This window comes from Photobacterium aquae (assembly GCF_001029445.1).
Taxonomy (GTDB): Bacteria; Pseudomonadota; Gammaproteobacteria; order Enterobacterales; family Vibrionaceae; genus Photobacterium; species Photobacterium aquae.
Genome location: NZ_LDOT01000032.1, coordinates 61,810 through 85,592 on the forward strand (window position 1 = coordinate 61,810; position 23,783 = coordinate 85,592).

Consider the following 23,783-nt stretch of genomic DNA (forward strand, 5'->3'; position numbering starts at 1 on the left):
GTTTGTGATACCCCGACAAGGAGAATTACTATGCAAACTTCATCTTATCGTTCAACCACACGCCCAAGCTATGTACCACCTGAAAGTTTTGCCAATCGGGTTCGTAGTGAAGCGGCTGGCCGTTGGTTGGAAATTTTCGATGCTTTATCAGAAAATTTACGTCCAGCAATTAAAAATCTTGGATGCCATGTACCATGCCCTGTCGGTAGCGGTACAACTGATGGTTTCAGGTTATTTGATGATGCCAACGATACCGGGGGTGGTATTAGTAACCAAGCTGGTGCATTGCCTAACGGATTTGAGGTTTTAATGTTCGCAATGAACTCAGATTTCAAAACCGTTTTAAATGAAGTAGGTAAATATTTACGTGTTGGAAAATATAAGAATATTGATAACTACACACCACCAGTGCAACCAACAATAAATTTTGTTGCACCTCAGCCGAGGGTTAACAGAGTAGACTTGTTGAAAAATAAGCGAAAACTTATTAGCGTATTTAACCAGACATTTAGTATAGCCGATCCCAGATCAGATTTACTTGTTAAATATCTACGCAAACGAGGAATTGCTTTAACACAATTGGAATTGATCGAGCTAGGTAAGAACATCCGTTTCCATCCAAATATGGCTTATCAGCATGAAGGGGTAATTTTTGGTTACTTCCCTTGCATGATAGCCGTTGTTAAGAAAAATGGGAAAGGTGTGAGTTTGCATCGGACTTATCTTGATCATGATGGTAATAAACTAGATGTAAGCAAATGGCCTTACAAGAAAGAGCCTCATAATGCTAAAAAAATCATGTACACCTGTATTGATGAAAAGATTGGAGGATCAACCATCAAACTATTCAACAATGGGGGTACTACGCTAAATATTGCGGAAGGGATTGAAACAGCATTATCAGTGTATCGGGCTACTGGTGAAAATATAGAAAGTGGCATCAGCAGCACATGGTTACTATCCTTTAATCCACAACCTCATATCAGGGTTCTTAATTATTGGGCCGACAATGATATTAATGGGGTAGGTATTAATAATGCCATGAAATTAGCAGAAAGGCTGATGGAAATAAGAAAAGACTTATATGTACAGATCTTTGTTCCGACTGCTAATAATCGTGATAGAGATTGGAATGATGTTCTCAGAGAGACTGGGACACTTGAATTTAACAAGTTAATTATTCACCCTATCATATAAAAACAAGAAACCTGCCTTCGTGGCAGGTTTTTTTTTACTTTTAATATATGAAAAAATAAACAAATTCGTATATTATTCTCTAATAAACAAGGAGGCATTAAATGTCGATTAAGCTAAAGGCAATTACCACATTAGTAATTGCCACCTTCGCATTTTCATCATCCGCCGATGAAAATAAAACACTGTCAAAAAAATACATAGAAAATCAAGAAAAGGGTTGGTTTTGGTATAATGAAGAAAAACTTCTAGATGTTACCGAATTAATTAAAGATCCCAATAAAAATATAGACAAAGAAATAAAAAGCCAACTTAATAAAAACTCACCTAAACCTTTAAGTGCAAAATGGATAAGAGAAAATTACCAAAAATATTTAGATGCAGCCCAAGATGATCCTCATAACTTACAAAAAATGAAAAACTACCTCTATATAGAAAAGTATATGACTGACAAAGCTACAGAGTTTGGTTATGCAAGAATATCGGCTGTATATGGTGATCCTTATTTAGATTCTGTTGCATCGCGACCAACAGCAAATTTTGGTATGCAGCTCATGAACAAATCAGCAACATTACATAAAAATGCGATCATGGAAGAATTATCAAAACAGGCGGGTATATTTTTCTTTTTCCGTAGCGATGATCAAATGAGCTATGCCCAAGCCCCAATAGTTGAATTGCTTCAAAAAAAGTATGGATTCACTATTAAAGCAATTTCAATGGATAATAAAGGCTTATCAGGAACAATTTTTGCCAATAACTTTCTAAATGATAAAGGTCAAGCAAAACAACTAAATTTAATCCGATTACCAGCTCTCTATCTTATCGATAGAGCGGGAAATGTTGAGGTGATCGTTCAAGGATTAGATTCATTTGACAATATTATTACTAGAATTATTGATTCCGCAAAAAGAATGGGGATTTTAACCGAAGAAATCCAACAAATGACACGGCCAAGCAATCTATATAAAACTCCAGATGGTAAAGTTGGCGGCATAATTGCTCCAACAATGAAGTTTAATGAAAAAATCAAATAAGGCATTTTAACTATGAAAAAAAAATTAGGTGCGGCAATATTATTGTTGACGGTTATCCAAGCAGAACCAGTTAGTGCATCATTCGATAATGAAATGGAATCTATGTTTGATGCAATGGTAAATACGACAGAACCTAACGCCTATAAATCCGCACGGCGAGGCGTTGTTTCCGCTGGTTCTCTTTACTCTCGATTTCCTGTTAAAAATGTATCTATTGCCAATGCAACAGCTCCAAAGATAACAGCAGGTTGTAGTGGCATAAACATTTATGGTGGCAGTTTTAGTACAATATCCTCAGATGAAGCAATTTCGACATTAAAGGCAATAGGCACTAATTCTCTCGCCTATGGTGTAAAACTAGCTCTTGCTAACTCCTGCGCTATCTGTGAACAGGTAATGAGTAACCTCGAAGCCTTCTCCCAAGCTCTAAATAAAATGAACATTAATAGCTGTGAGGCCGCAGAGGGAATGGTAAATGCAGGTCTTGAATTATCTGGTATAAAAAATCTAAAGCAACAATCATCAAGTAAATTATCTGAATTAGGGATCGTCAGCGATTTTAATAAAATATGGAATAAAGGAAATACAGAAGGAATATCTCCTACAGTAGAATTAAAAAACAATGCACCAACTCAATATTCAGAAATTGTTACTGGAAATCTCGTATGGCGAGCCATGCATACAAAATCAAATAAAGACATGATTTTAAATGCTTTTAATTCAATAGATGATGAAGATCTATTATTGGCAATGATGACAATGACAGGAACAACTGTAATAAATCACGATACCAGTAATGAAGCCAATGAGCCTCAAACTAAAATAATACCGGGCTATCGCTTATCACTCTTTAACTTAATGGCAGGTGGAAATGTAACTATTTACGAATGCTCTGATGGGAACGGAAAAGATCAATGTTTATCTCCTGTATACAATAACAAAAAAACTAATTTTAAAGGAATGACTCAACGAATAAAAAAAGGATTGCAAGATATTTCTGATGGATTTATTGAAAACAATGGCGATTGGTCAAATGACGCAAAAGTAATCACATCAATTAGATCTGCTGTAGGTCAACAATGTATTAACCAACTGAGATTACTATCATCGATACGATATAAAGAAGCAAAAAATTCTATGGATTTAATTGTTAGCGCATGTGCTGAAAGAGTTGCTATGGATGCAAGCAAGGCTTTAGCTGATAATATTTTTGAAATTACAGAAAGGTCACTTGATTCACTACCGTCATCACAGCGTGAACAAGCCATTTCACAACTAGAATTAAATAAGAAAAAGTTAAATTCTGATTTTAATCATTATTCAACATTAGTTTCAGAAGAAGCCATTTTCAAACAAATTGAAAATTATGTCTCTGTTTCAAAAGTTAACTAAGGATATGGGATGTCTATTTATAATATATATTCATATGGAGATCCAGAGGTGTTATTTAACACCTTGAATGGAGTTGCCACGATTTTTGATGACAGTGTATATAACACTATAAGTCAAATTATTGCTTTATTTGCTTTCATTTTATTGTTAATTCGATCATTACATGATGGCGCACGTAGTTTACCCATTCCTTTGATGATTTGTGGATTATTCACATTTCAATTATGTCTTATGGAAAAAAGCACCGTTAACATTACTAATAAAGATACAAGTCAAACGTTAACGGTTGACAACATACCAATTGGTATTGCATTGCCTTACAGCGTAATTACATATATTGGCCATACTTTGTTAGAAAAGACAGAAACAGGATATGGTCTTAATGGGCAGCAAAAGTTTACTGAAAATGGATTTCTCAAACCACTTAGAGTTGTGGCCCAAATGCGTAAAGAGTCTTTGGATATAAGTAAAAACATGGGGCAAATATTAAATAATATCAATGGTATAAATTTTACAAAAACTATGCAGCTCTACGCTGATAAGTGTGTTGCTTTTGAGAATGCAAGAAACAATTCTTTTGATGAATCATATATAAAAGATGCTATGACAACAATTACATCTAACAGCAAGATGTATGGAACAGTGATAATCGGTTCATCTGGAAACATAACTGAAGTGTCATGTTATGAGGCATTCCAGCAATTAAATTCAATTATGGATGTTGCAACGGATGCTGCTATGACAACACTTTTAAAACAAAATAATTTTGTTATGGATGAATCTAATCCTAGTACAACCATGAATGCAGAGTATTTCTTTACAGATACTCTTAATGCATTTATTGGAGAGTCCGGTTCACATTCTCTTGATGCTAGGAAATATATGCAAGCACTGATGCTTCAATCTTTTGTCGAAGATTCACAGCTAAATTATTATCGTTCTATAGATGCTAATGACTTATACGAAAATCTTTCAGGCTCAATTCAACAACGTCATTATCAATGGATTATCCAAGGAGAGATATGGGCCGATATGGTCTGGGATATTCTCACATATCTTGAAGCATGTCTTTTTGCAATAGCTCCCTTTGTATTACTTGGGTTATTAATCGGAACTTTCGGTTTAAAAGTTTTTGCTGGATATTTACAATTAATTCTAATCACCCAACTCATCCCTATTTTGATGGTTGTTATTTCATCATCAATTTACGGTGATATAGCAAACTACGTATCAAGCTTATCAAATATTGTAGATGAAGGATCTTTTTTATTTACAATGCGTTTAGCTTCATATTCATACACAAAATTAGGGTATGGTGGAATGCTTGCAACAACATTCGTACCTATTCTAGCCATGTTTTTAGTAACAGGTAGTGCGATGGGCCTCGGAGCCGCTATAAAAGGTATAGCCAGTCAACCAGCAAAAGATAGCGATGCAATGCCTGAAACGCTCAAACAACAAGGGGCTATTATTGATATGGGTGGCTATCGTCAGCAAGGCTACATTGATGGTGTTGGGGGGATAAGTAAAATGACAGAATCAAAAATGAATTCATTTACGGAATCGTCAGCTTATGCGAACACATTATCAGAGGCTAAAAGAAAATCAATTCAAGCTAGAGAGGACTTCAATGATACATTGTCTAATGGCCATACTATAGCTGGAAGCACTGATTGGGGATATAACCAAATGGCTAATTTTGGTAATTCAATTAAGACAAATGATTCACAACAAATGGACTACATGTTATCCACTGCTAAAAGCATTAGTAATAACCATAGTCTTAATGATACAGAAGCAAGTATTTTGAATTCAGCTGCAACTCTCGGAGTATCAAAATTCGGCTCTGGTGCAGCCATAACTTCTTCCGGCTCTCAACAATATAGTACAAATCTTGTAAATGCCCTGCAAGATCTTGAACAAATTCAGTCTAGCCAAAACTATCAAGTTGGGCTAGAGAATGCCATAGCTGCTGATATTAGCTCCGGTCATAAAATCAGCACGGGCAATCAACTTATGGATTCCGTTGTTGAAGAACAACGCAAAGCATATAGCGAAGCAAAATCAGCAGAAGAATCATACTCTGATATGCTTACGTTTAGCCAAGAGTTCTCAACTGGTTCCACAACTGATAAATTAGGAATGATCAGTAATTTGCTCGATAACGACAATATGCACGGACGCGTTCATGATTACGTAAATTCATTATCACCAAATCAACAGCAAGAGTATTATCGTAATTTAAATGATATTCAATCACGAGATTCACTTAATGATGATGCTGCAATGCTAGTCGCGGCTCTAAATACTATGTCACAATTTAATGACACAGACGCTATGCAGAACATATTCACAAATGATCGTTTTGATACACCTGAAAATACAACAGGAAGTGAAGTTGAAATTCGTGGTGGATTAGATACAAAACTAAATACAACAATAGATCAAGAACCTCTACCTGATGCACATGAACAATATGCTATATATAAAAACAATGTTGAAGGAAACTATGTAGGTGAAGGTCTATACAGTCGTGATGAATACATATGGAATGAGTCAAAGTTTGATAATGAAACTGAACAAACGAGAACCAAGTTTAATCAAGGCACAACAGAACTAATGAATGATTCTGATGTATATCATGTTACAGCAAGCAGTGTTAATGGTGGTGTTGCCGTTGGCAAGGCCACGGTTGATGGATTTGTGGATACTGTTGATGAGGTGTTTGATTTTGGCTTTGATGAGAAATCAAACAAAAAATAAATTTATATAAAATTAAAAGGATCTACAATGTAGATCCTTTTTTTTGTTTCACGCGAGTATGGATTAATTAATATGCTATTCGGATTAAAGTGTTGGTCAGCAAGACCGAGTATTAGATTAGCTAATACCTGCAACATGATAATTATCCTATTGCATATAATTTAGCAGCCAGTTTCTTGTTCAAATATTTCTGCTTCTTCTTCGGTCGAACCAATTTCGTCAGGTTCTGCACCTTCACTAAAGTAGTCCTCAATCATGCTAGCTGCTGTAGTCAGGGATATAACTCTTAACCGTCTGTCGAGTATCACCTAGTGCATATCCCCCTCCTAATAACCGTGATTGTTAGCAGCTACACCATTGCAAGTAATATACGTCAACGAATAGTCGTCAGGGTTGTATTTCATTAGATCATCAACTCTATCTTGGGATTCATTGATGATGCCAGTCTTCATTAGATGAATTTCAGAAATTAAACCGTTTTCATTGTTCGATTGCTCTTGTACCAAGATCTCTACTGATTGAGGCTTCTTTTTAAGGCAACGCTTCAATGACTCTAGCCATTTCCTTTCCTCATCGGTCATTTGACTCATAAATTACTTTCCTCTAATTGTCTATTGTTAGCGACCATCGCGTATTAGTAGAAATAATTCGATACTCATTTTACGAATAGTCATGAATATAAATAATAAAACTTACTTGTCTTTCATTGAAAAATCAGCAAATCCACAATTTATACCGTTAGCATTAATCCAATCGTGATAATCATTAATTCTATTTACTTCAATAATTTTCACGTCTGAATCTATAGCATCGGAATCTGACCATTCCGATGTTGGAACTGGGCGATTCAGCATCTTTGTATGATGATGTTTATTCCCTGAAAAACCCCGGTAAAGCCCTCTTAGTATGCGAAAAACAACGGCTAGAAACATAAATAGGCACACGGCCATAACAGCCAACTGAGGGAGGTTATCAAGGTTTACTGACACGTAAAAACCATCAAAAAAAACAAACTTATACATAGTGTTCACCTCATAATTCTTACCTTAATTATACCAATCCAAGCCAATGTTCAAACATTAATCGTTAAAAAAGAGCGAAAAATTTTACACGTTAAAGCATTCACATTGCGATGCGATACCAAAGCAACGTCAAACTGATGACAATTGTAAAGAAATAGCCACAAACAACAATAGGAGTAAATTTATTCTGAACTTAAATGCTTTAATATGTAAATAAGAAAAAATAGCTTTCTATAGTTATTATTTAACAATGAAATGTAAACGCCACCAATAACATTACATCTAATATCAAAACCAATTTATTTATATTGCAAAGTGATATTCATGCGACATATAATTAAAATCAAATAAGCACAAACCTATAGGGAAAACCATGAACAATCACTTGGTCGTCTGTGATGACGGTTCAACATCATGCAAACTAACAACAGAAATTGATGGGGAAATCATTAGTATTATTTCACCTAACCGAGCAGAAATTGGTAAAGGAATTAGTTTTGGCAAGCAGCCTTTTGTCTATAAGATTAGCGATGATGATGACTCTCAAAGTGCATTTCTTACTTTCTCAGAACAAAAGAATGCCTTACCAACATCGAACAAATCATACCAATTCCACCCTCAATCACGGGCTAGTGTGCATCATGCTTTGAATCAAGCAGGAATTGCTAATGGCAAAATTGATCTAGTTGTTACATTGCCAATTAATCAATATTTTAATGCTGATGGTTCGGTCAATGATGGGAATATAGAAAAGAAAAAACATACACATATGGGATTTATTCAGTCCGTAAATCACAAAACATATAGCATAGAAACAGTACATGTTTATCCCGAAGGCATTCCTGCAATTTATATGTACCTACAAAAATATGAGCTAAAAAGCACTGAAATATCAATGCTTTTGGATATCGGCGGGACTACGACAGACGCAGTGATTTTCATCGGTAATGCAGCTGAATTAATTCGAATTGATTCATTCTCAGTCGGTACATTTGAGATCATGGAAAGCATCCGTTCAGAACTAACAAATACATTGTCCAATGTGTTTACCATGCACTTAGATCTGATCTTAAAACACTTTGAAGACCCAGATTTCATTAAAGAAAATTTAAATGTAGAAGTAGATATAAACAAACATTTATCACCAGTATTCGAACGTCTTCTTATTGAATTACACGAATTCAACAAGGGTGAAATCAATAATACTAATATCTATATAACTGGCGGTGGTGCAAAGCTTTTGAGTCACTATCTGAATAAAAAAGGGATAAAAAACACCACTCTAGAACGCCATGAAACAGCATTATCAGAGGCGATTTATATGTTAGAGACAAGCCAATATGAGTAATCCTACAATCGTTACTGGTTTCCGTTTGGGCGAATCGTACTCAGATAAAGTTATTGAAAAATGGTATCAAGAACAGCCTAAAAAAGCTCTTTCATTACGAGATACTCTTTTTGTTGGCATTCAAATAAAAGAACAATTTCCCACTCTATTCAGACTGATTATAGAATTTAGTCAACAAGGGAAAGAGCTCGATCATACCATTCTACGACAACTATTAGACATAGATAAAATGATGAATGGTGAGTGCAATAAGCAACAAAATGACAGCGTTGCATCTACGTTAGGAACAAATAACACGGCTATAGATCCTGTAAAACATCAAGATACTGAGAATCTTGAACCGACCAATGAAAGTGAAAGGAAAACACAAACTCAACCAAAAGCCAAAAAAATCCCCCCGCTTCTACAATCGCTAGGACGATAAAAAAGCCCCGCATTGCGGGGCTTTTTAGTCGCTAAATTAATCTAAAGAAAACTTATTTTTTTCGTTTTTATCAGAAAAATTCTCTTTGCATTTCTTCAATTCATCATGCAAATGCTTAAAGACCTTATCAATATCACCATCAGTATAGGCGTAATTTTTTTTGTTAGAAAGGTTACTTAGTAGACGAAAATTTTTTGTAATTATATTAACTCTTGACTCACATAAAGATTTAAATTTCTCATGTTTTTTTGCGTTAAAATCACCACCACATCCATTCATTGGTGGTTCAACATCAGCATTAATACCTGTATTTTCTTCAATCATAGTCACATCCAGACTCACAAAATATAGCTAATAGAGCCAAATAATTTACTACATATTAGATATATAGCCAAGAAATAGAGGCTTTAATCGAACTTTTATCAGCTAAAATTCCTCAGAGCAAAATAGACCTAAAAAAATCCCCAGAGCAAAATAGACTTTGATTATCAACTAGAGCAAAATAGACTTTGAAATAACACCAGAGCAAAATAAGTCTTATTTTGAGCTTCAGTAGAAATAGTAGTGTAATTCATTAACTACTATTAGGGCATTATCACGTTTGAGTTTTGGCACATGACAAACACAAAAATCACACAGGTACAAAACCAGTTATACTCGATGATTGATGATGAGTATGAAAAGGCACTATTTGCTCAATCACTATGGATGAGCGAGGTGGCCAAAAGAGAAGTTCAACGTTCACAAATGAAAATGAAAGGCTCAGAGAAAACATGGTACGAATTACGTGTTAATTTTTCACGCTATACGTTTTCAGTACGCTGGTACAGAATTTCATTTCAACAACATGGAGACAAGGCAGTAAGATTATCCATAGGGATAGCACTTCCAACGACAAAGAAAGGCTATTCAAGAAAAAACTTCCCGATTGCAAGTGAATGGGAACAAGATTTAATAATGCAATGTGAGGAAATTCTCCAGCCAATTAGAAATAATGTAAAAACATTGGGCTTGATGCATAAGAACTTAACGCAGTTAGCAAAAGATAATAGCGTCGATTTTTCTTTCACACCGATAAAAGATCGAGTGCAAATGCAGTCGGATTCAATTCAAAAATTCAAGTCGCGTCTTTAATGTGTTTGGAGCAGACAATGGAAATTAGCATACACGGCTATCCAGCTACGGATGAGCAGCTTTCAGGTTATGAATTATTCGAGCAAGGTAGAAATCTAAAGATAGAGGCAAAGGCTGGGGCCGGGAAAACAACTTTTTTTGAGATCATAGATAAATATAGCAGTGGACGGAAAGGTTTATATCTCTGCTTCAATAGAGATTTAGCGGAAGAAGCGAGAGCGAAGTTCAGTGGCAACATTGATGTTGGTACAGCACACTCATTTGCTTACAAGGCGATATGCAAAATAAATCAATCTGCATGGAAACGAAAACTATCTCCTTTCATAACAGATAAAGATGTGATCACCTATAGCAAGATTGGAGACATAAAGAAGAAAGTGTCTTTCTCTCAAAAGTTACTTATCTACGGGATCAAAGCGATTATTACCAATTTTTTGAACAGTGCATCTAAGCAACTAGGAGAAGTGCATGTCAGTAAAAAAATTCATTACGTTTATGACCAACATTCATCTAGAGGAAAAACCAAGCCTTCTGAAAAAGAGTTGTTTATAGAACTGATTCTTCACCACGGGAAGCTTTTGTTAGAGCAAATGATGGATATCGACTCAGCGTGTGCAGCAACGCAAAATGTCTATTTAAAAATATGGCAGCTACAAGAGCCAATATTGGATTATGACTTTATCATGTTTGATGAAGCTCAAGACGCAAACCCTGTACTATTATCCATTGTTTTACAGCAGAAATGCCAACAGGTCATTGTGGGAGATCGATATCAGTCCATATATCAATTCAATGGAGCTGTGAATGCATTATCGTTAGTCCCGTATAAATCTACACAGCTTAGTAACTCATTCCGATATGGGCCACGTATAGCTAATCTAGCAAGAGGAACATTAAGCCCCCTTGACTCTAACGTAGAAATTCATGGGTTAGGTTTTGACACTGAAATCCACAAGGCTAGTAACTATAATCTGGGGCATTCGATGATGCTCATAGCAAGAACTAATGGACACCTATTGGAAATTTTGTCTAATCTCCAAAATTCAGGCGTTACTATCCATCTGTCCTGTCGTGATCCGAAATCATCAATTCGATTAATTGAAAGTTTATTACGGTTGCGCGAAGGTGATCGCACTCACTTACCTAAAGCGATTAACCACTTCAATAATTGGAATCAAATTATTGATAGTGATGACTGTGATAGTGAAACTATGAGAATGGTTAAGATTATCGATAACGATCCAGAAGCCGGGAAGCGCCTTATCAATGCAATTGAGAAATCTATAAGCATAGACCCCCAAAACGCCGATATAATACTAACCACAGCTCATCGTTCTAAAGGCTTGGAGTCAGATTGTGTTTATATATGTCAAGATTTCGAGGCCATTATATCAGCGTACACCGAGGGGAAATCTCTGGATCAAGAGGAACTACACCTCTTTTACGTAGCACTAACACGAGCAAAAAAGCATTTGATCCTCTCTGACATGTTATACGATGCCATTGAGAATAAACGGCCATTTAAGGTTATTAAAACACCGATAGAACATTATTTAACTGACAACTTAATTGCCCACTCTGATTCAGAAATGGCACGTCCGATAATCAAAAAAGACAACACCTGCGAGCGAGTTAAAAAAACAGAATCAGAACAAGCCGCAGAGGCCGCTGAGAAGCCCGTGACGGGCACAAAGAGAAAACAGCATATCGATGCAGAGGGTAAAGCCGATAAATCCCCTACAGGGGCGACAGGGGCCGAATTGGATAAGCTGTTAGATAAAGATGTTCCCCTTGACATAGCCAAACAGAACGCTACTCATGAGCTAGGGAGAATCGCGGTTAAAATCGGACATGACAAAACTCACAATCTCCCCCAATATTGGATGCCGACTAATACACGTAAGTTTTTTAATCCTAATACAGCCATACTGGGTACAATGGGGACAGGCAAAACACAGTTAGTAAAGGCCATGTTGTTACAATTGTACCAACAAAGACAATTCAACGGTGATCGCGAATTTGGTTTGTTAATTTTTGACTATAAAGACGATTATACAGATCAGGAATTTGTCACTGCTACGAATGCTAAGGTCTTCGATCTTGTACATATCCCGATAAACCCTTTAGCAATATTTGCTAAGAAACCGCTGGGAACTGTACATACAGCATCAACTTTCACAAGCTCATTAGTTAAAGCATTTGGCCTCGGCACAAAACAAGAAAGTCTTTTAAAAAAATGTATTGCACAGGCTTATGAGACACGCGGTATCCATAAAATGGATATTTCTAGCTATGATCTACCAGCCCCAACAATCTCTGATGTCTATGAAGTTTTTTCGATGATAGAAAAAGTACCAATGGACTCATTATATTCAGCAATGAACGATTTAAACGAATATGAGGTATTTTGTCCAGACGGAGAGAAATGTGAACCGTTACTAGATTTGCTGCGAGGCAATATTATTGTAATAAAATTGAGTGGCTATGATCCAAGTTTGCAAAATCTAGTAGTTAGTTTGCTACTTGATCAATTTTATTCACAAATGCATTTATATGGTAAACCTCGGCCTGATGGTGATTATCGTTCCCTAACTAATATGATTCTAGTTGATGAGGCTGATAATTTTATGCGATGTGAATTCCCGTCACTACTGAAAATTCTCAAAGAAGGTCGAGAGTTTGGGGTTGGTGTTATGTTGAGCACTCAGGGTGCCGATCATTTTAAAACAACAAACTGTAATTACAGCGACTATATGTTGGCGTGGATTATACACAAACTAAATAACCCCGTATCAAAAGATGTAGCAACGCTATTTAACTTAGACAAAAAAGAAGATATCAATAGAATGTGCCAGAGATTGCGTACATTAGAGAAACACCACTCATTGTTCATTGATACATCAAAAAACATCGTATACCAAGAATCATCCGCTTTTTGGAAGTTCATAAAAAACTCTTAAAAACAACCAAATAAAAAAGGGGGGCATTATGCTCCCTTTTTTATTAGTCCTTTTTTTTGTTGGCACAATGCTAAATTAACAGTCAAACGAGATATTCTTTTAAGAATTTGGTCACACTGTCTAAAGTCAACATGATGATCATATAGATACTCATACAACATAGATTCAACTCTTGACTGTACAATTAGTGGGTTGCCATCTAATATCGATATCACATATTCATGAGCTTTCTTTTGTAGTAACGCAATTTTTGTAATTGTCATCAAATAAATCTCTAGCATAGAAATATAGCATGAATTAAATCAAGCTATATTTCAATTTGTCATTCTACTTTAAGCAACTAATAAAAGGCGGGATGATTTATTTGTTAGTTGTAAATTTTTCCCAAATACTTGCGCTACAAATTCTACAGGAATATCATTCATTTCCATAATCACATCCTCTTTTGATTTCAACCAACCTTTTAGGCGTCCGAATTCAACATTCATAGCCATCATGAAATTTTGATTAAATTTAATATGAATGCTTCCATTTTTAAACGCTCTAGCTTCAAATAAAACTACTGTTTGGCCTTTAGCATGACTGTAATAGTTAAATATCTGTTTCTTGTTAGACTCCCAAATAAATGATTCTGCGCGTTCTGTATTTCTGGTATCAAAGCCCAAATTTGCACCAAGAGTCAGAAGGTCGTTAATCATATTCTTTGCTGAGTCATGCAAATTATGACTAGTCTGTTCACTCGCCCATTGTGACTGATAAATACCTCCCATTGATGTGAGGACAATACGATAATCTAGGCCATAACAGTCCAAATCAACAGGGCGATTACGATAACGCCAAGCATCGCGGCCAAATGTTCTTTGATTTGATTTGTAACAACGAACATTTGCTGATTCAGTCATTTTTTCCATCATTGTTACAACTTGATCATCCAAATAATGATTTGCATGTTTTATCACCCAGATAGCCACCGCATACGCGTTTTGAGCTGTAAAATCCAAGTGAGTATTTTCTGTCAGTTGTTCTAACAATTTTTTACGAGTAAAAGAACATAGCTTCTCTGTGATATCACTCAATCCATCAAAGAGCTTGTGCCAGTACATATCTTTCAGTGAGTGTATTTTTAACTCCAATCCTTCTCTGACAGCATCGATAGAGACATTTAATTCACGTAGTAAATTACTATCTATTTCATTTAATTTGATGTACGTATTCATAAGATCGTCCATATCTTTAAAATAAAATTGCTCAAGTGTTTTTACCAGACCTTGGCTAGTAATCAATTCCCCGGCCCCATCTAACTTATCTTGAGCTTTTTTCTGAGCAGCTTTCCTTTGCTCAAATTCAGACTGTTTGGAGTTATGTGTATCAAAATGAAAGTTACTATTGAACCACAATTTAAAAGGATCAACTCGTTGATTCATGAAACGATCAGCAAATGCAGTATTACGCTTACTGCTTAATGATACCTTGATTATGTCAATTTTTGCGCGCGCTGCTCTTGGAGCATTAAGAAAATCACCCTGATAAAGAATTTGTACTGTTGCTTTTCTAGATTCAATAGCTAATTTAATATTAGCATCATTTTCCCAACGCTTCGGTATAACTAAATATACTGATTCAGCATTAGCTTCTCTGATTATTTTAGTAGCCCACTTTGAAAACTCTGAATATGGTGGATTACAAAATACAACATGAACTTTTTTATCAATTAAAACTTGTTGTTCGAAATCCGTTCCGACAATAAAAATCGACTTGTCCATTTCTTGAATCAGTGGCTTTGAAATCTCTATCGCATAACGTTTTCCTTCTGTTAATGCCATAAGCGCAGAACCATTTCCTGCCCCACAATCTAAAACACTACAAGTTAATTTTTCACTATGATTATACGGATTAAAAGTTTTACTCATATCATCCCGAATTACAGATAACATCTCCTTCGTTGTGGGAAACCATTCAAAATCTGAGTTATCGGCTTTAATCGCCCGAACTAATGTATGTGTGTTCATAATGATTCCATTTTGAAGTTAATATAAAAATATTCTCATAAAATTAAAATCATCATAGATAAACAGCAATTATATTTTTAAATCAATCAATTCTTACCGTATAAAATTAACTTTAATATTACCAACGGCCATCCATTTGGTAAGCGAATTAAGCAAAAGATCGAACTAAGTGTCATTCAAAGATCTTTAGGGAATGGGATTAATAGCTATCAATAAATTTTAGTTATAACAATGTTGACACCTTGGGTAAAAAGTATACAATGTCTATTGTTGTAACAATGTATCCACCAAAGGGGTGAATCATGCGTACTCAAATACGAAAAATTGGTAACAGTCTTGGTAATATAATTCCAGCCGCTTTCATTAGACAGCTAGGGCTAGTTGAGGGTGCAGATATCGAAGTCAAGGCAACTGATGGAAAGATCACTATCGAGCCAATCAAGCGTCCTAAGAAATGCTTCCCGTTCAGCGAAAAAGAACTTCTGAATGGCTTGAGTCCTTATACTGCACATGCTGATGAATTGGCACTTGTCAGCGCTAAGGAGTTAGGCGAGTAAAATGGTTCATTATATACCAAAACGCAATGACATTATCTGGTTAGACTTTGAACCATGCAAAGGAAAAGAGATCGGCAAATATCGTCCGGCGCTTGTGCTGTCCAGTAAAGAGTACAACTTAAAAACCGGATTACTGATCTGCTGTCCGATAAGCACAAGCATAAGAGGACAAGCTACTGAAGTTCCAGTAAACAATCTGGATAAACCTAGTGTCGTGGCATCAAGTTTGATTCAAACTCTCTCTTGGAAAGATCGTAACGCGAAGAAGATAACTGCGGCGGAGAATGGTGTGATGGAAGACGTTCTGTTAAGACTTATCCCATTGATCGGTGCTGAGTCTCTATTTGAAAATTAATGTCAAATCTTCACTTTAACAGAGAATCAAATTTACGTGATGTGTACACGTAACAATCAGAGTATTTTTAAGAGGAGCGCAATATTGCTATTGCGCTTTTTTTGAGAGCTATTTGAAAGGAAATGTATCATATCAACATTTAAACTATAGATTAATTGAAGTTAATGTTAAATTTCAATCGTTAATTGTTAGGGTGATGAAAGGGAAATGAATGGGACATTCGAGGTCGCGACAGGTCGCTATTATAAAGACTTCAAAGGCAAGGACTGCGAAATTATACTTTCGTGTAGCTATCAAAAAGAGCTAGACGCTGACGGTGATCAATTCGTAAAGGTTGTATGTCGTGTTACTCACAACAGCACTATATTTTCAACTTGCTTCTATGATTTCTTTAATAACAGAGATTACAACGAGACAGTCATAAGGGCTTACAATTGGGAAATAAACAAAGGGGGCAAATGATGATAGGTGGTATGACTAAGGATCAAGTGTTAGCGATAAGGGCTATATTGGCCAACAAGTCGGGTTGTGTTAATAAACGAAAGGATTACACGGTATCCGGGTTACATACATTACTACAGGGCAAGCCGTTAACGCCCCTTTTGATTGGTAGGCCAATGAATGCCCTTTATCTTGAGGCTATAGAGATAGCCAAAATCCTTGGCTTGCCTGTGACGGTTCACGGTAGCGAATCAGACTGGGTAGAGCGTAACAACAAGGCGAGCGAGTATTTCGTCACAGTACCGGAGCAGGATTACACGGTCGCTCACGTATTGGCTGCGTGTAGTATTTCAAGTGATGATCGATGGCTAGCTAATCAAATGTTTTAACTGTTGAGATGTGTATCATGAATCTATGAATTTTAGACCCTTTTTGTAAATTTGGTGATGGCTTTTCGCGTGAGGCTGTCAACGCTATACCTTCATTTGTGCCGCAGGCTTGAACCTTGAGTAGTTAGCGGCAGCTATGGCTGATAATTACGGCTGGCCTGTTAACGATATTTCAGATGATCGCCTTATTCTCGTAAGTGATGAAGACCCAAGCCTATTCCCTATTAAATATGGATAAAGTAAGCATGACAAACTTAGCATGGTCGCATATTAAAAAGATTAATCAGATTAATGAATGCGGGAGCAAAGACGAACTAATAGATTACATTGACGCTAACATTAATGATATAACAGGCCACACATTAAGTGCCGTGCTAACATGCATTGATTTAACCCCTAAATTTGTTCATCGTTATTATTCGACATTAGAAAAAATCACAAAAAGACGTGAAATATTTAATGATAAAGAATTAGGATTCAGGGATAATATTCGCTTAAATGTTCTTGATATTATGATTAATGATATATCTAAAATCAAAGTTGATTAATCACAAGATAAATATAAATTAATTAAAAAGGAAATCGTCATGCAAGAATTTTCTGAATTAACTGCTAAACAGCGTTACCAACGTGATTATTACGCAAAAAACAGAGATAAAATATGTGAAAATAAACGTGATATCTACGCTAAGAATAAACCGCAAAAACGAAAAGACACTAACTCTAATCCAAAAAATAAAATTTTGGTAAAGAGTTATCCAACATCACCGTGCAAAGCAACCTCGCCTGTTCGTTTGGTTGATAAGATGCCCAGAACAGCAAGACATGATCTTGAAGATATTCAGCTTGCTAAACTGCTAGGGATAAGTGTTGAAGAACTCGTAAATTAAACAGTGAAAGGTTAACACTCAAATTCTAATATACTGCTGTGTTCACCCATTTTCATAACCTTCGTTTATTTAATTATTAAATTTTATTGCGATAAAAATGAACTCACAAAAAACACTTGTAAATAATATCGAATTTTTTACTCAAGCTGGTCGTATTAAAAATAACTTGCTAAAAAGATCCCCAAAAATTACGCAACTCGATGATGAGTTTTGCGCATGGGCATTACAGTTTATGGAACCCAAACAGACGTTTTCAAATGTACTGATAATGAGTCAGATTGATTATAGTTCGCTAGTCATCGGCTATGCAATATTGCCAAATGGTAATGTAATTGAACATGCATGGAACGCTGATAGCAACAATATATTTGATTTGACAGGGCAGCTCTTTTGGTCGAAATCAGACTTCTATAATTGCATATATTTAGAAGGTTTTCGCCTTGATCCCATAGAGGCGAAAATAATTTCAATGACTAGTGGAATCCGTCATACAGAGTTACGACATAACCCTCATTATCGACATATGTTTAATCAATAAAGAACTCGAATAATGGCACAACAAGATCGAACTGACCAGCTCAACAAGCTAGTCAGTATTTTACATAAATTATATCGTCTACAATTGACATGCTAACAAACCCAATTTATTAAGCTAACAAAAAAGATAGTTTAAGAAAAATCTGTATTTATTATATAATTATCCTACCTTTTCTTGTTTCTCATCTTATATGAATGTTTAATTAAAATATTGAAATGAAAAACTACAGCCCTTCATTATTTATGAGGATGATATGAGTAAATGGATTTCAAAATATAACGGCAATATCGTTAGTGGAAACCTTGACGACAATTCCGTATCGTTCCGTTTTAACACTGAATCAAAAATGCTATATCTCAGTTACCCTGAACTACTGTCAGCAGAAATGGAGCTTTATGTGAATGATGATTCCATTACTGAACAATGGCAAATCTGCGCGTTCATTGAAAATGAACTGGCAGTACGGCTAAGAGACGTCCCTGATAAGCAAAATAGTGCCCTTTTCCACTAAATACAAAAAACCCGCATAGCGGGTTTTGTTTTATATCTAATTTAACAGTTAAAAGAAGTTGGTCTTTTCTTTTGGTATGCCACTGCTATCAATATCACCACATTCGACAGCCTGACGGATATCGTCGGTTACGTATGTCGGCAATATATCTAATAGCATACTACAAAATGACTGTGGATTGGCTTGTACTCGACTATCATCGACAATAAAGCATTCGCCATCTAATCGTTCTACTACCCCCAATACTACATTAACGTACTTTAATTTTTCCGCTGCATTAACATTGAACCAATAAATGGTGTAACCGACTTGATTATTAACTTCGGCTCCAATTACTTCAATTTTCATATTTTCACCATATTCATTCAATGTACTTGTGTAAATTTTTGACAGAAGATTTTTGCAACTTCTTTTTCTGCTTCCACTCTGTCGATCCCCTGACTCACTAAGTCGTTTACCAGTATTTGACTAATATTTTTCACTTTTTTGGGATCTATTACTTTAGTGTTTGACTTGTCTCTTTTAGCTACCATACTTTTACCCCTTGCTGATATTTAAACTCTATCAAAAAATTTATATAATCAAAGATAAACGGATGAAGAAAAATGAGCTTGTGGCTCATTCTTTGATCATGATTATCTTACATCTTCTGTAACTACTAATTAATATCTCTACATTCCAGCACAGAAAAGGACTATTCAATGATCACCTGTATTGCTCGACCAATAAATCCCAATGAATTATCTTTGCTTGACGGTAGTGAAAATGACAATCTCATTATCCTCGGTGAGGATGATGCTGTATTAAAAATTATTCCAGCTCCACCTGATGGATGGAATCACGACACATTAGAAAATGCGTGTAATGCCCAAGAGTTTGATTATGCTGATGCATTCCTTGATACACGCTGGATCGGTAGTACCGAAGTATGAATACAAAAAAACCCGCCGGAAAGGGCGGGTTTGTTGTACTCACTCTGGCTAATTGATAGCGTAACTCAGTGCCTCAATTAGCTGGTCGGCATTTAACATGCCATCAAATCGCGTACCATTGATGAACAACGTTGGAGTGACAGTTATGCCAGCCGAACGGCCCATCCTTAGATCGGTATCGACTTTATCTGATGCGTTCGACAAATACGGTGCGATTTCATCAAGGCCAACATAGCTCGAAGAAAGCCGCACAAAGGCTTCAACATCTGAGCGATCTCCAACCATTGGTAACATCATAAGTTGGTCATGAATTTCATGATATGCTTGTTCATTTTTCATCTTAATCATGTTCATCATGATCGCAATCTCATTACTCGCTTTGCCCCTGATCGGATAGTCTCGATATTCGATATCCATCACACCCAAAATAGCATCAGGAAGCGATTTTAAGACGCTGTATTGCTCCCGGCAGTATCTACATAAATAATCGCTGTAAATCGTCACCTGCACGCGTTCTAGCTGCGTCTGTGGCGTTGCTTGGACTGATCCCGTAACCATCAAAAACAGGCTGACCAAAAAAACCTTAATTTTGCTCATTTATACCCCCATTATGCGAGGATTAGACATTTCATACGCCTGTTCCAAATCGAGGTTGACTATCTGAGTCATCGCCAACTCGAATGCGTCACGTTGAAAATTCACACGCTGCATCATCACAGCATCTAAAATTTCTGTTGTTAAATGTTTATTGAGCGTGGCCTCACGTAACCACACTACTTTGCGATCAGTCGTAGATGTATCGAAAAAATGAAACTGCAATACTAACCGGCTTTCTTGATCCATTTTATCTGGAACATTCAATAATTCACTTGGTAATATCGAATGATCATAAGGGCACTCAAACGTAATCCCTGACGCAAAACGAAAGTAAAGTACCAAACAGGGATGGCGGTATATAAAACCCGCATAGATAGGTTTTTCCCTAAACGCCCGGATATCCTTTTTGGTTGGCTTATTTACACCAATTTGAATGACGTTGGTATTATCGAAGAACAGATTAGCACTGCCAGCATCAATACCAAGTTTATTCATTTGTTTATTCAGTGGCATTGGATAAGGTTGACCAACCGTTAAAATAAATGTTTGTTTATTACTCATGTAATCAATTCCATATGGGGTCTACTATAGCCAGATCCTATCAGCAAATCCCTTTTTAGAAATATAAAAAAGCATTGATGTTCCCAATGCTTTTTTAAAATGGTGGGGCACTTACTGAAAAGATCTTACGTGTTTACAGAATATTTCTGATGGTTCCAGATCATCAACTTCACCCAAGATTAGTGTATGTAACTCATCATGAAGTGATGTTTTCCTAAAAAATGCTCTAATGAACCCATTGCCGTCAAGACCTGATGCATCGCAAATATATTTAATCGTTAAATATTCATCTTTTGTCACAGAATGGCCTTTAACAGTGAAATGCGATAGCTTTTCTATGTCTTCCCTAATCTTTGGCTCAACTAACGCAATCTCAAAGCCATATGATTTACAGAGGAAATCTACAGCATCGTTAATTTCACTGGAATCAGAGTAAACAGTCAATGGGGCACTAGTATTACCTGTTGATGGATGTTTATATGTAACCGTATATTTGGTTACATCTTTTTTAATTATACGCTCAATATTTTTAGGGAGAATCTTATCAATCTGCATCAATGGTGCAAAGTTCGAATATAAATCGTTATATTTTGTTGGTGCATTTTGTTTAGATGTGTCTAGACCACACGCTGCAACAACTTCTTTTTGATGGCATTTAATCGTTAAATAATTTTCTTTTGTTGAGATTTTCCCATGATATCCCCATAAATTAAATGTAATCTCATTTGTTTCTGTATCTATGCGAGAAAATAAATATGGGTCGTCTATCTTACTTAACCGTTTCATGCTTGTTATCAATGAACGCTTAAAATCACCAAGCCTTTTTGATGGCGCAATTACCTTATTCAGGTTTTTTAAACTGTCATCATATTTATCAGAATTGTTGCATTTAGAACGAAATCTTAAATATAGCAAAAATATCAAAGAGGGTGCTGACAATGAGTTCGTTGGAAATGCAAATAATGTTTTATTATACATTAATGATTCGAAAATATGATCCGGCAATTCGATAAGATAAATCATCGAATCATCACCAAAGATTACATCAGAGTAATCTTTTGAAATTTCTGGAGCATATTCACTTAATGGAATACATTCTGAGAAATTTCTAAATCGACGCTCCCCATAAAAAGAAAGATTTCCATCTTTTGTTTTTATATTCGTTAAACCGTACATATCATATTCAGTATCTCGAATCGCTTTGAAACTCTCACGTACTAATCGTCTTGACTTTCCGCCCAATGCACGTTGTTGGACTAATAAAATATCATCAACGTAAACTGGTGTTAGCTTATTAGGTGTTGTTCCATTTAAAAAGTGAGTCTCACTCTCTTTTTCATGATAGAGACGAATTAAAGTATAAGTAGCAAATAAAACTTGTAGATCATCCGAATCAAGGATTCTGCTATGTGACTGTATCCTAGCAAGAACGGTTTTTGTTTCTCCATCTTCCGAAGTCACATAAAATTTTTTTGCCATTTTAGTACGGGGATCTTTACCGTTAATAGCAAGCTGCTCAATTGGAAATGAATTGGAATGTCTAACTATGCATGGTAATTTATTTGACACATCAGGACGATCACCTAACTGGATCTCTTTTTGTGCCTTTCTCATAAATTCACGCTTAACAGCTAACTTTTTTATTTCTGTTTTTTTCTTTTCTATATCAGAGTTAACATTATCAATTGATTCTTGTTCAAATTGAACGGCAAAACACATCGTTCTGCGTTTAAATGTTTTTTCTCCTGTAAATACGAATGGTAACTCTACGATGAAATTTAATTTTCTTAATTGTCTCAACCTGTCATTTAGAGCTTTTATCGTGATACCCATTTTCTCAGCAATAGTTGATGTTGATACTGTAGATTCATCATCTTTCAGTTCGACAGCTGCAAGAATCGCGGAAAGCGTTGGCTTCACTGATTTTGATTGATCAGACAGTTTTTCTAGTACCTCTAGATCAATTTGCTGACCTTCAAAGTAAAAGAAACTTCCATTGGTTGCATCACGATTTTTGAACTCTAACATGGCTTGTTGGGGAAAATTGCTAAACTTAACTTATGATACCTTGTCTTTTAAAATAAAACAAAAAAAACCAATTGCTGCTTATACCTCTTTTCTATTCCATCGAGCGAGATCTTAAGTTTATAACTGATCTTTCTGATTAGTTTATCTATTTATCTATTTATATGTTTATATGACATTGTGGATAAATGAAACTATCCCTTTAAAATCAATTTGTTAGTGTGTTTTCGATAGTTAAACACGATCCCGTTAAAGGTTAAACACGATCCCGTTAAGGGTTAAACACGATCCCGTAGATCCTTAAACACGATCCCGTTAATCATGGAAACATGATCATCATATATTCAGAAGAATGATCATGGTTAGTCAACAGCTTATTAACTCACTTACTAACAGATTAGTCCTTCAATATACATAGATAAAATGAGACGGGATTAACAGTGAATAATCAATTGTTGGTTGACTATTGAGCGTTGTTTTATGTGAAGGTGATAGGATTCCCTTCGGCCAGTGGGCCGAGTTAAACACGATCCCGTGCAGCTGGACTCCCACGGCCAGTGGGCCGAGTTAAACACGATCCCGTGCAGCTGGACTCCCACGGCCAGTGGGCCGAGTTAAACACGATCCCGTGCAGCTGGACTCCCACGGCCAGTGGGCCGAGTTAAACACGACCCCGTGCAGCTGGGCTCCCACGGCCAGTGGGG

Annotated in this window: 25 protein-coding genes; 16 read left to right on the plus strand and 9 right to left on the minus strand. The window is 36.0% G+C overall.

The genetic code is table 11. The features are described from left to right. Window positions 1–30: 30 nt before the first annotated feature. From ABT56_RS19065 to ABT56_RS19080, 4 genes are all read left to right on the plus strand, one after another. Window positions 31–1,197: a DUF7146 domain-containing protein gene (locus tag ABT56_RS19065; protein ID WP_169753951.1), complete on the plus strand. Its 1,167-nt coding sequence runs from the start codon at window positions 31–33 to the stop codon at window positions 1,195–1,197. Window positions 1,198–1,298: 101 nt separating this feature from the next. Continuing rightward, window positions 1,299–2,231, plus strand: a complete 933-nt coding sequence (gene traF, locus ABT56_RS19070) for a conjugal transfer protein TraF (protein WP_047880499.1) — start codon at window positions 1,299–1,301, stop codon at window positions 2,229–2,231. A 12-nt stretch (window positions 2,232–2,243) separates the two neighbouring features. Then, a complete protein-coding gene (locus tag ABT56_RS19075; protein WP_047880500.1) occupies window positions 2,244–3,623 on the plus strand; it encodes a conjugal transfer protein TraH in 1,380 nt (459 codons plus the stop codon). A 9-nt stretch (window positions 3,624–3,632) separates the two neighbouring features. Next, a complete protein-coding gene (locus ABT56_RS19080) occupies window positions 3,633–6,386 on the plus strand; it encodes a conjugal transfer protein TraG N-terminal domain-containing protein (RefSeq protein ID WP_047880501.1) in 2,754 nt (917 codons plus the stop codon). A gap of 326 nt (window positions 6,387–6,712) precedes the next feature. On the opposite strand, the gene ABT56_RS19085 is transcribed toward ABT56_RS19080, so the two are convergent. Next, window positions 6,713–6,976: a hypothetical protein gene (locus ABT56_RS19085; protein WP_047880502.1), complete on the minus strand. Its 264-nt coding sequence runs from the start codon at window positions 6,974–6,976 to the stop codon at window positions 6,713–6,715. A gap of 102 nt (window positions 6,977–7,078) precedes the next feature. Further along, a complete protein-coding gene (locus tag ABT56_RS19090; RefSeq protein WP_047880503.1) occupies window positions 7,079–7,408 on the minus strand; it encodes a hypothetical protein in 330 nt (109 codons plus the stop codon). 373 nt (window positions 7,409–7,781) lie between these two features. Between ABT56_RS19090 and parM the strand changes: the two genes are divergently transcribed. Continuing rightward, the gene (parM, locus tag ABT56_RS19095; protein ID WP_047880504.1) at window positions 7,782–8,756 is read left to right on the plus strand and encodes a plasmid segregation protein ParM domain-containing protein; all 975 of its coding nucleotides are present in this window, start codon (window positions 7,782–7,784) and stop codon (window positions 8,754–8,756) included. Then, window positions 8,749–9,180, plus strand: coding sequence for a hypothetical protein (locus ABT56_RS19100; RefSeq protein ID WP_047880505.1), 432 nt, complete (start codon window positions 8,749–8,751; stop codon window positions 9,178–9,180). Before parM ends, ABT56_RS19100 begins: the two co-directional genes overlap by 8 nt. A gap of 36 nt (window positions 9,181–9,216) precedes the next feature. Here the strand turns inward: ABT56_RS19100 and ABT56_RS19105 are convergent, their stop codons facing one another. Further along, window positions 9,217–9,504 carry a hypothetical protein gene (locus ABT56_RS19105; protein ID WP_205626106.1) on the minus strand — a complete coding sequence of 96 codons (288 nt, stop codon included), beginning with the start codon at window positions 9,502–9,504 and terminating at the stop codon, window positions 9,217–9,219. Window positions 9,505–9,795: 291 nt separating this feature from the next. Between ABT56_RS19105 and mobI the strand changes: the two genes are divergently transcribed. Both mobI and ABT56_RS19115 read left to right on the plus strand, forming a co-directional pair. Next, the gene (mobI, locus tag ABT56_RS19110; protein ID WP_047880506.1) at window positions 9,796–10,314 is read left to right on the plus strand and encodes a conjugative transfer protein MobI(A/C); all 519 of its coding nucleotides are present in this window, start codon (window positions 9,796–9,798) and stop codon (window positions 10,312–10,314) included. 17 nt (window positions 10,315–10,331) lie between these two features. After that, the gene (locus ABT56_RS19115) at window positions 10,332–13,274 is read left to right on the plus strand and encodes a 3'-5' exonuclease (protein WP_047880507.1); all 2,943 of its coding nucleotides are present in this window, start codon (window positions 10,332–10,334) and stop codon (window positions 13,272–13,274) included. Between the two features lie 332 nt (window positions 13,275–13,606). Here ABT56_RS19115 and ABT56_RS19125 read toward each other — a convergent pair whose 3' ends face one another. Next, entirely contained in the window at window positions 13,607–15,283 is a 1,677-nt protein-coding gene (locus ABT56_RS19125; protein ID WP_047880509.1) for a class I SAM-dependent methyltransferase, read from the minus strand. Window positions 15,284–15,585: 302 nt separating this feature from the next. Between ABT56_RS19125 and ABT56_RS19130 the strand changes: the two genes are divergently transcribed. The 7 genes from ABT56_RS19130 to ABT56_RS19165 all read left to right on the plus strand — a co-directional run bounded on the left by ABT56_RS19130 (window position 15,586) and on the right by ABT56_RS19165 (window position 18,964). After that, entirely contained in the window at window positions 15,586–15,840 is a 255-nt protein-coding gene (locus tag ABT56_RS19130; RefSeq protein WP_047880510.1) for an AbrB/MazE/SpoVT family DNA-binding domain-containing protein, read from the plus strand. Window position 15,841: 1 nt separating this feature from the next. Continuing rightward, window positions 15,842–16,195 carry a type II toxin-antitoxin system PemK/MazF family toxin gene (locus ABT56_RS19135; RefSeq protein WP_047880511.1) on the plus strand — a complete coding sequence of 118 codons (354 nt, stop codon included), beginning with the start codon at window positions 15,842–15,844 and terminating at the stop codon, window positions 16,193–16,195. A 617-nt stretch (window positions 16,196–16,812) separates the two neighbouring features. Continuing rightward, a complete protein-coding gene (locus ABT56_RS24075) occupies window positions 16,813–17,025 on the plus strand; it encodes a hypothetical protein (protein ID WP_157037921.1) in 213 nt (70 codons plus the stop codon). Window positions 17,026–17,270: 245 nt separating this feature from the next. Then, the gene (locus ABT56_RS19150; protein ID WP_047880514.1) at window positions 17,271–17,573 is read left to right on the plus strand and encodes a hypothetical protein; all 303 of its coding nucleotides are present in this window, start codon (window positions 17,271–17,273) and stop codon (window positions 17,571–17,573) included. Between the two features lie 39 nt (window positions 17,574–17,612). Then, window positions 17,613–17,915 carry a hypothetical protein gene (locus ABT56_RS19155; RefSeq protein ID WP_047880515.1) on the plus strand — a complete coding sequence of 101 codons (303 nt, stop codon included), beginning with the start codon at window positions 17,613–17,615 and terminating at the stop codon, window positions 17,913–17,915. Window positions 17,916–18,012: 97 nt separating this feature from the next. Further along, on the plus strand, window positions 18,013–18,453 hold the full coding sequence (locus ABT56_RS19160; protein ID WP_047880516.1) for a hypothetical protein: 441 nt from the start codon (window positions 18,013–18,015) through the stop codon (window positions 18,451–18,453). A gap of 253 nt (window positions 18,454–18,706) precedes the next feature. Continuing rightward, on the plus strand, window positions 18,707–18,964 hold the full coding sequence (locus tag ABT56_RS19165) for a hypothetical protein (protein WP_047880517.1): 258 nt from the start codon (window positions 18,707–18,709) through the stop codon (window positions 18,962–18,964). A 48-nt stretch (window positions 18,965–19,012) separates the two neighbouring features. On the opposite strand, the gene ABT56_RS19170 is transcribed toward ABT56_RS19165, so the two are convergent. Next, complete coding sequence (locus ABT56_RS19170) at window positions 19,013–19,312, minus strand: hypothetical protein (protein WP_047880518.1); 300 nt, start codon at window positions 19,310–19,312, stop codon at window positions 19,013–19,015. 17 nt (window positions 19,313–19,329) lie between these two features. Beyond that, window positions 19,330–19,497, minus strand: coding sequence for a hypothetical protein (locus ABT56_RS24080; protein ID WP_157037922.1), 168 nt, complete (start codon window positions 19,495–19,497; stop codon window positions 19,330–19,332). A 168-nt stretch (window positions 19,498–19,665) separates the two neighbouring features. Between ABT56_RS24080 and ABT56_RS19175 the strand changes: the two genes are divergently transcribed. Then, the gene (locus ABT56_RS19175) at window positions 19,666–19,896 is read left to right on the plus strand and encodes a hypothetical protein (RefSeq protein WP_047880519.1); all 231 of its coding nucleotides are present in this window, start codon (window positions 19,666–19,668) and stop codon (window positions 19,894–19,896) included. Between the two features lie 48 nt (window positions 19,897–19,944). On the opposite strand, the gene ABT56_RS19180 is transcribed toward ABT56_RS19175, so the two are convergent. From ABT56_RS19180 to ABT56_RS19190, 3 genes are all read right to left on the minus strand, one after another. Then, window positions 19,945–20,493: a DsbA family protein gene (locus tag ABT56_RS19180; protein WP_047880520.1), complete on the minus strand. Its 549-nt coding sequence runs from the start codon at window positions 20,491–20,493 to the stop codon at window positions 19,945–19,947. Continuing rightward, complete coding sequence (locus ABT56_RS19185; RefSeq protein WP_047880521.1) at window positions 20,494–21,054, minus strand: hypothetical protein; 561 nt, start codon at window positions 21,052–21,054, stop codon at window positions 20,494–20,496. A gap of 111 nt (window positions 21,055–21,165) precedes the next feature. Continuing rightward, a complete protein-coding gene (locus ABT56_RS19190; RefSeq protein WP_047880522.1) occupies window positions 21,166–23,082 on the minus strand; it encodes a replication initiator protein RctB domain-containing protein in 1,917 nt (638 codons plus the stop codon). Window positions 23,083–23,783 lie beyond the last annotated feature (701 nt).

Coding starts and splice junctions, on each gene's coding strand:
- ABT56_RS19065 (WP_169753951.1), top strand. CDS start 31: ATGCAAACTTCATCTTATCGTTCAACCACACGCCCAAGCTATGTACCA.
- traF (WP_047880499.1), top strand. CDS start 1,299: ATGTCGATTAAGCTAAAGGCAATTACCACATTAGTAATTGCCACCTTC.
- ABT56_RS19075 (WP_047880500.1), top strand. CDS start 2,244: ATGAAAAAAAAATTAGGTGCGGCAATATTATTGTTGACGGTTATCCAA.
- ABT56_RS19080 (WP_047880501.1), top strand. CDS start 3,633: ATGTCTATTTATAATATATATTCATATGGAGATCCAGAGGTGTTATTT.
- ABT56_RS19085 (WP_047880502.1), bottom strand. CDS start 6,976: ATGAGTCAAATGACCGATGAGGAAAGGAAATGGCTAGAGTCATTGAAG.
- ABT56_RS19090 (WP_047880503.1), bottom strand. CDS start 7,408: ATGTATAAGTTTGTTTTTTTTGATGGTTTTTACGTGTCAGTAAACCTT.
- parM (WP_047880504.1), top strand. CDS start 7,782: ATGAACAATCACTTGGTCGTCTGTGATGACGGTTCAACATCATGCAAA.
- ABT56_RS19100 (WP_047880505.1), top strand. CDS start 8,749: ATGAGTAATCCTACAATCGTTACTGGTTTCCGTTTGGGCGAATCGTAC.
- ABT56_RS19105 (WP_205626106.1), bottom strand. CDS start 9,504: ATGATTGAAGAAAATACAGGTATTAATGCTGATGTTGAACCACCAATG.
- mobI (WP_047880506.1), top strand. CDS start 9,796: ATGACAAACACAAAAATCACACAGGTACAAAACCAGTTATACTCGATG.
- ABT56_RS19115 (WP_047880507.1), top strand. CDS start 10,332: ATGGAAATTAGCATACACGGCTATCCAGCTACGGATGAGCAGCTTTCA.
- ABT56_RS19125 (WP_047880509.1), bottom strand. CDS start 15,283: ATGAACACACATACATTAGTTCGGGCGATTAAAGCCGATAACTCAGAT.
- ABT56_RS19130 (WP_047880510.1), top strand. CDS start 15,586: ATGCGTACTCAAATACGAAAAATTGGTAACAGTCTTGGTAATATAATT.
- ABT56_RS19135 (WP_047880511.1), top strand. CDS start 15,842: ATGGTTCATTATATACCAAAACGCAATGACATTATCTGGTTAGACTTT.
- ABT56_RS24075 (WP_157037921.1), top strand. CDS start 16,813: ATGAATGCCCTTTATCTTGAGGCTATAGAGATAGCCAAAATCCTTGGC.
- ABT56_RS19150 (WP_047880514.1), top strand. CDS start 17,271: ATGACAAACTTAGCATGGTCGCATATTAAAAAGATTAATCAGATTAAT.
- ABT56_RS19155 (WP_047880515.1), top strand. CDS start 17,613: ATGCAAGAATTTTCTGAATTAACTGCTAAACAGCGTTACCAACGTGAT.
- ABT56_RS19160 (WP_047880516.1), top strand. CDS start 18,013: ATGAACTCACAAAAAACACTTGTAAATAATATCGAATTTTTTACTCAA.
- ABT56_RS19165 (WP_047880517.1), top strand. CDS start 18,707: ATGAGTAAATGGATTTCAAAATATAACGGCAATATCGTTAGTGGAAAC.
- ABT56_RS19170 (WP_047880518.1), bottom strand. CDS start 19,312: ATGAAAATTGAAGTAATTGGAGCCGAAGTTAATAATCAAGTCGGTTAC.
- ABT56_RS24080 (WP_157037922.1), bottom strand. CDS start 19,497: ATGGTAGCTAAAAGAGACAAGTCAAACACTAAAGTAATAGATCCCAAA.
- ABT56_RS19175 (WP_047880519.1), top strand. CDS start 19,666: ATGATCACCTGTATTGCTCGACCAATAAATCCCAATGAATTATCTTTG.
- ABT56_RS19180 (WP_047880520.1), bottom strand. CDS start 20,493: ATGAGCAAAATTAAGGTTTTTTTGGTCAGCCTGTTTTTGATGGTTACG.
- ABT56_RS19185 (WP_047880521.1), bottom strand. CDS start 21,054: ATGAGTAATAAACAAACATTTATTTTAACGGTTGGTCAACCTTATCCA.
- ABT56_RS19190 (WP_047880522.1), bottom strand. CDS start 23,082: ATGTTAGAGTTCAAAAATCGTGATGCAACCAATGGAAGTTTCTTTTAC.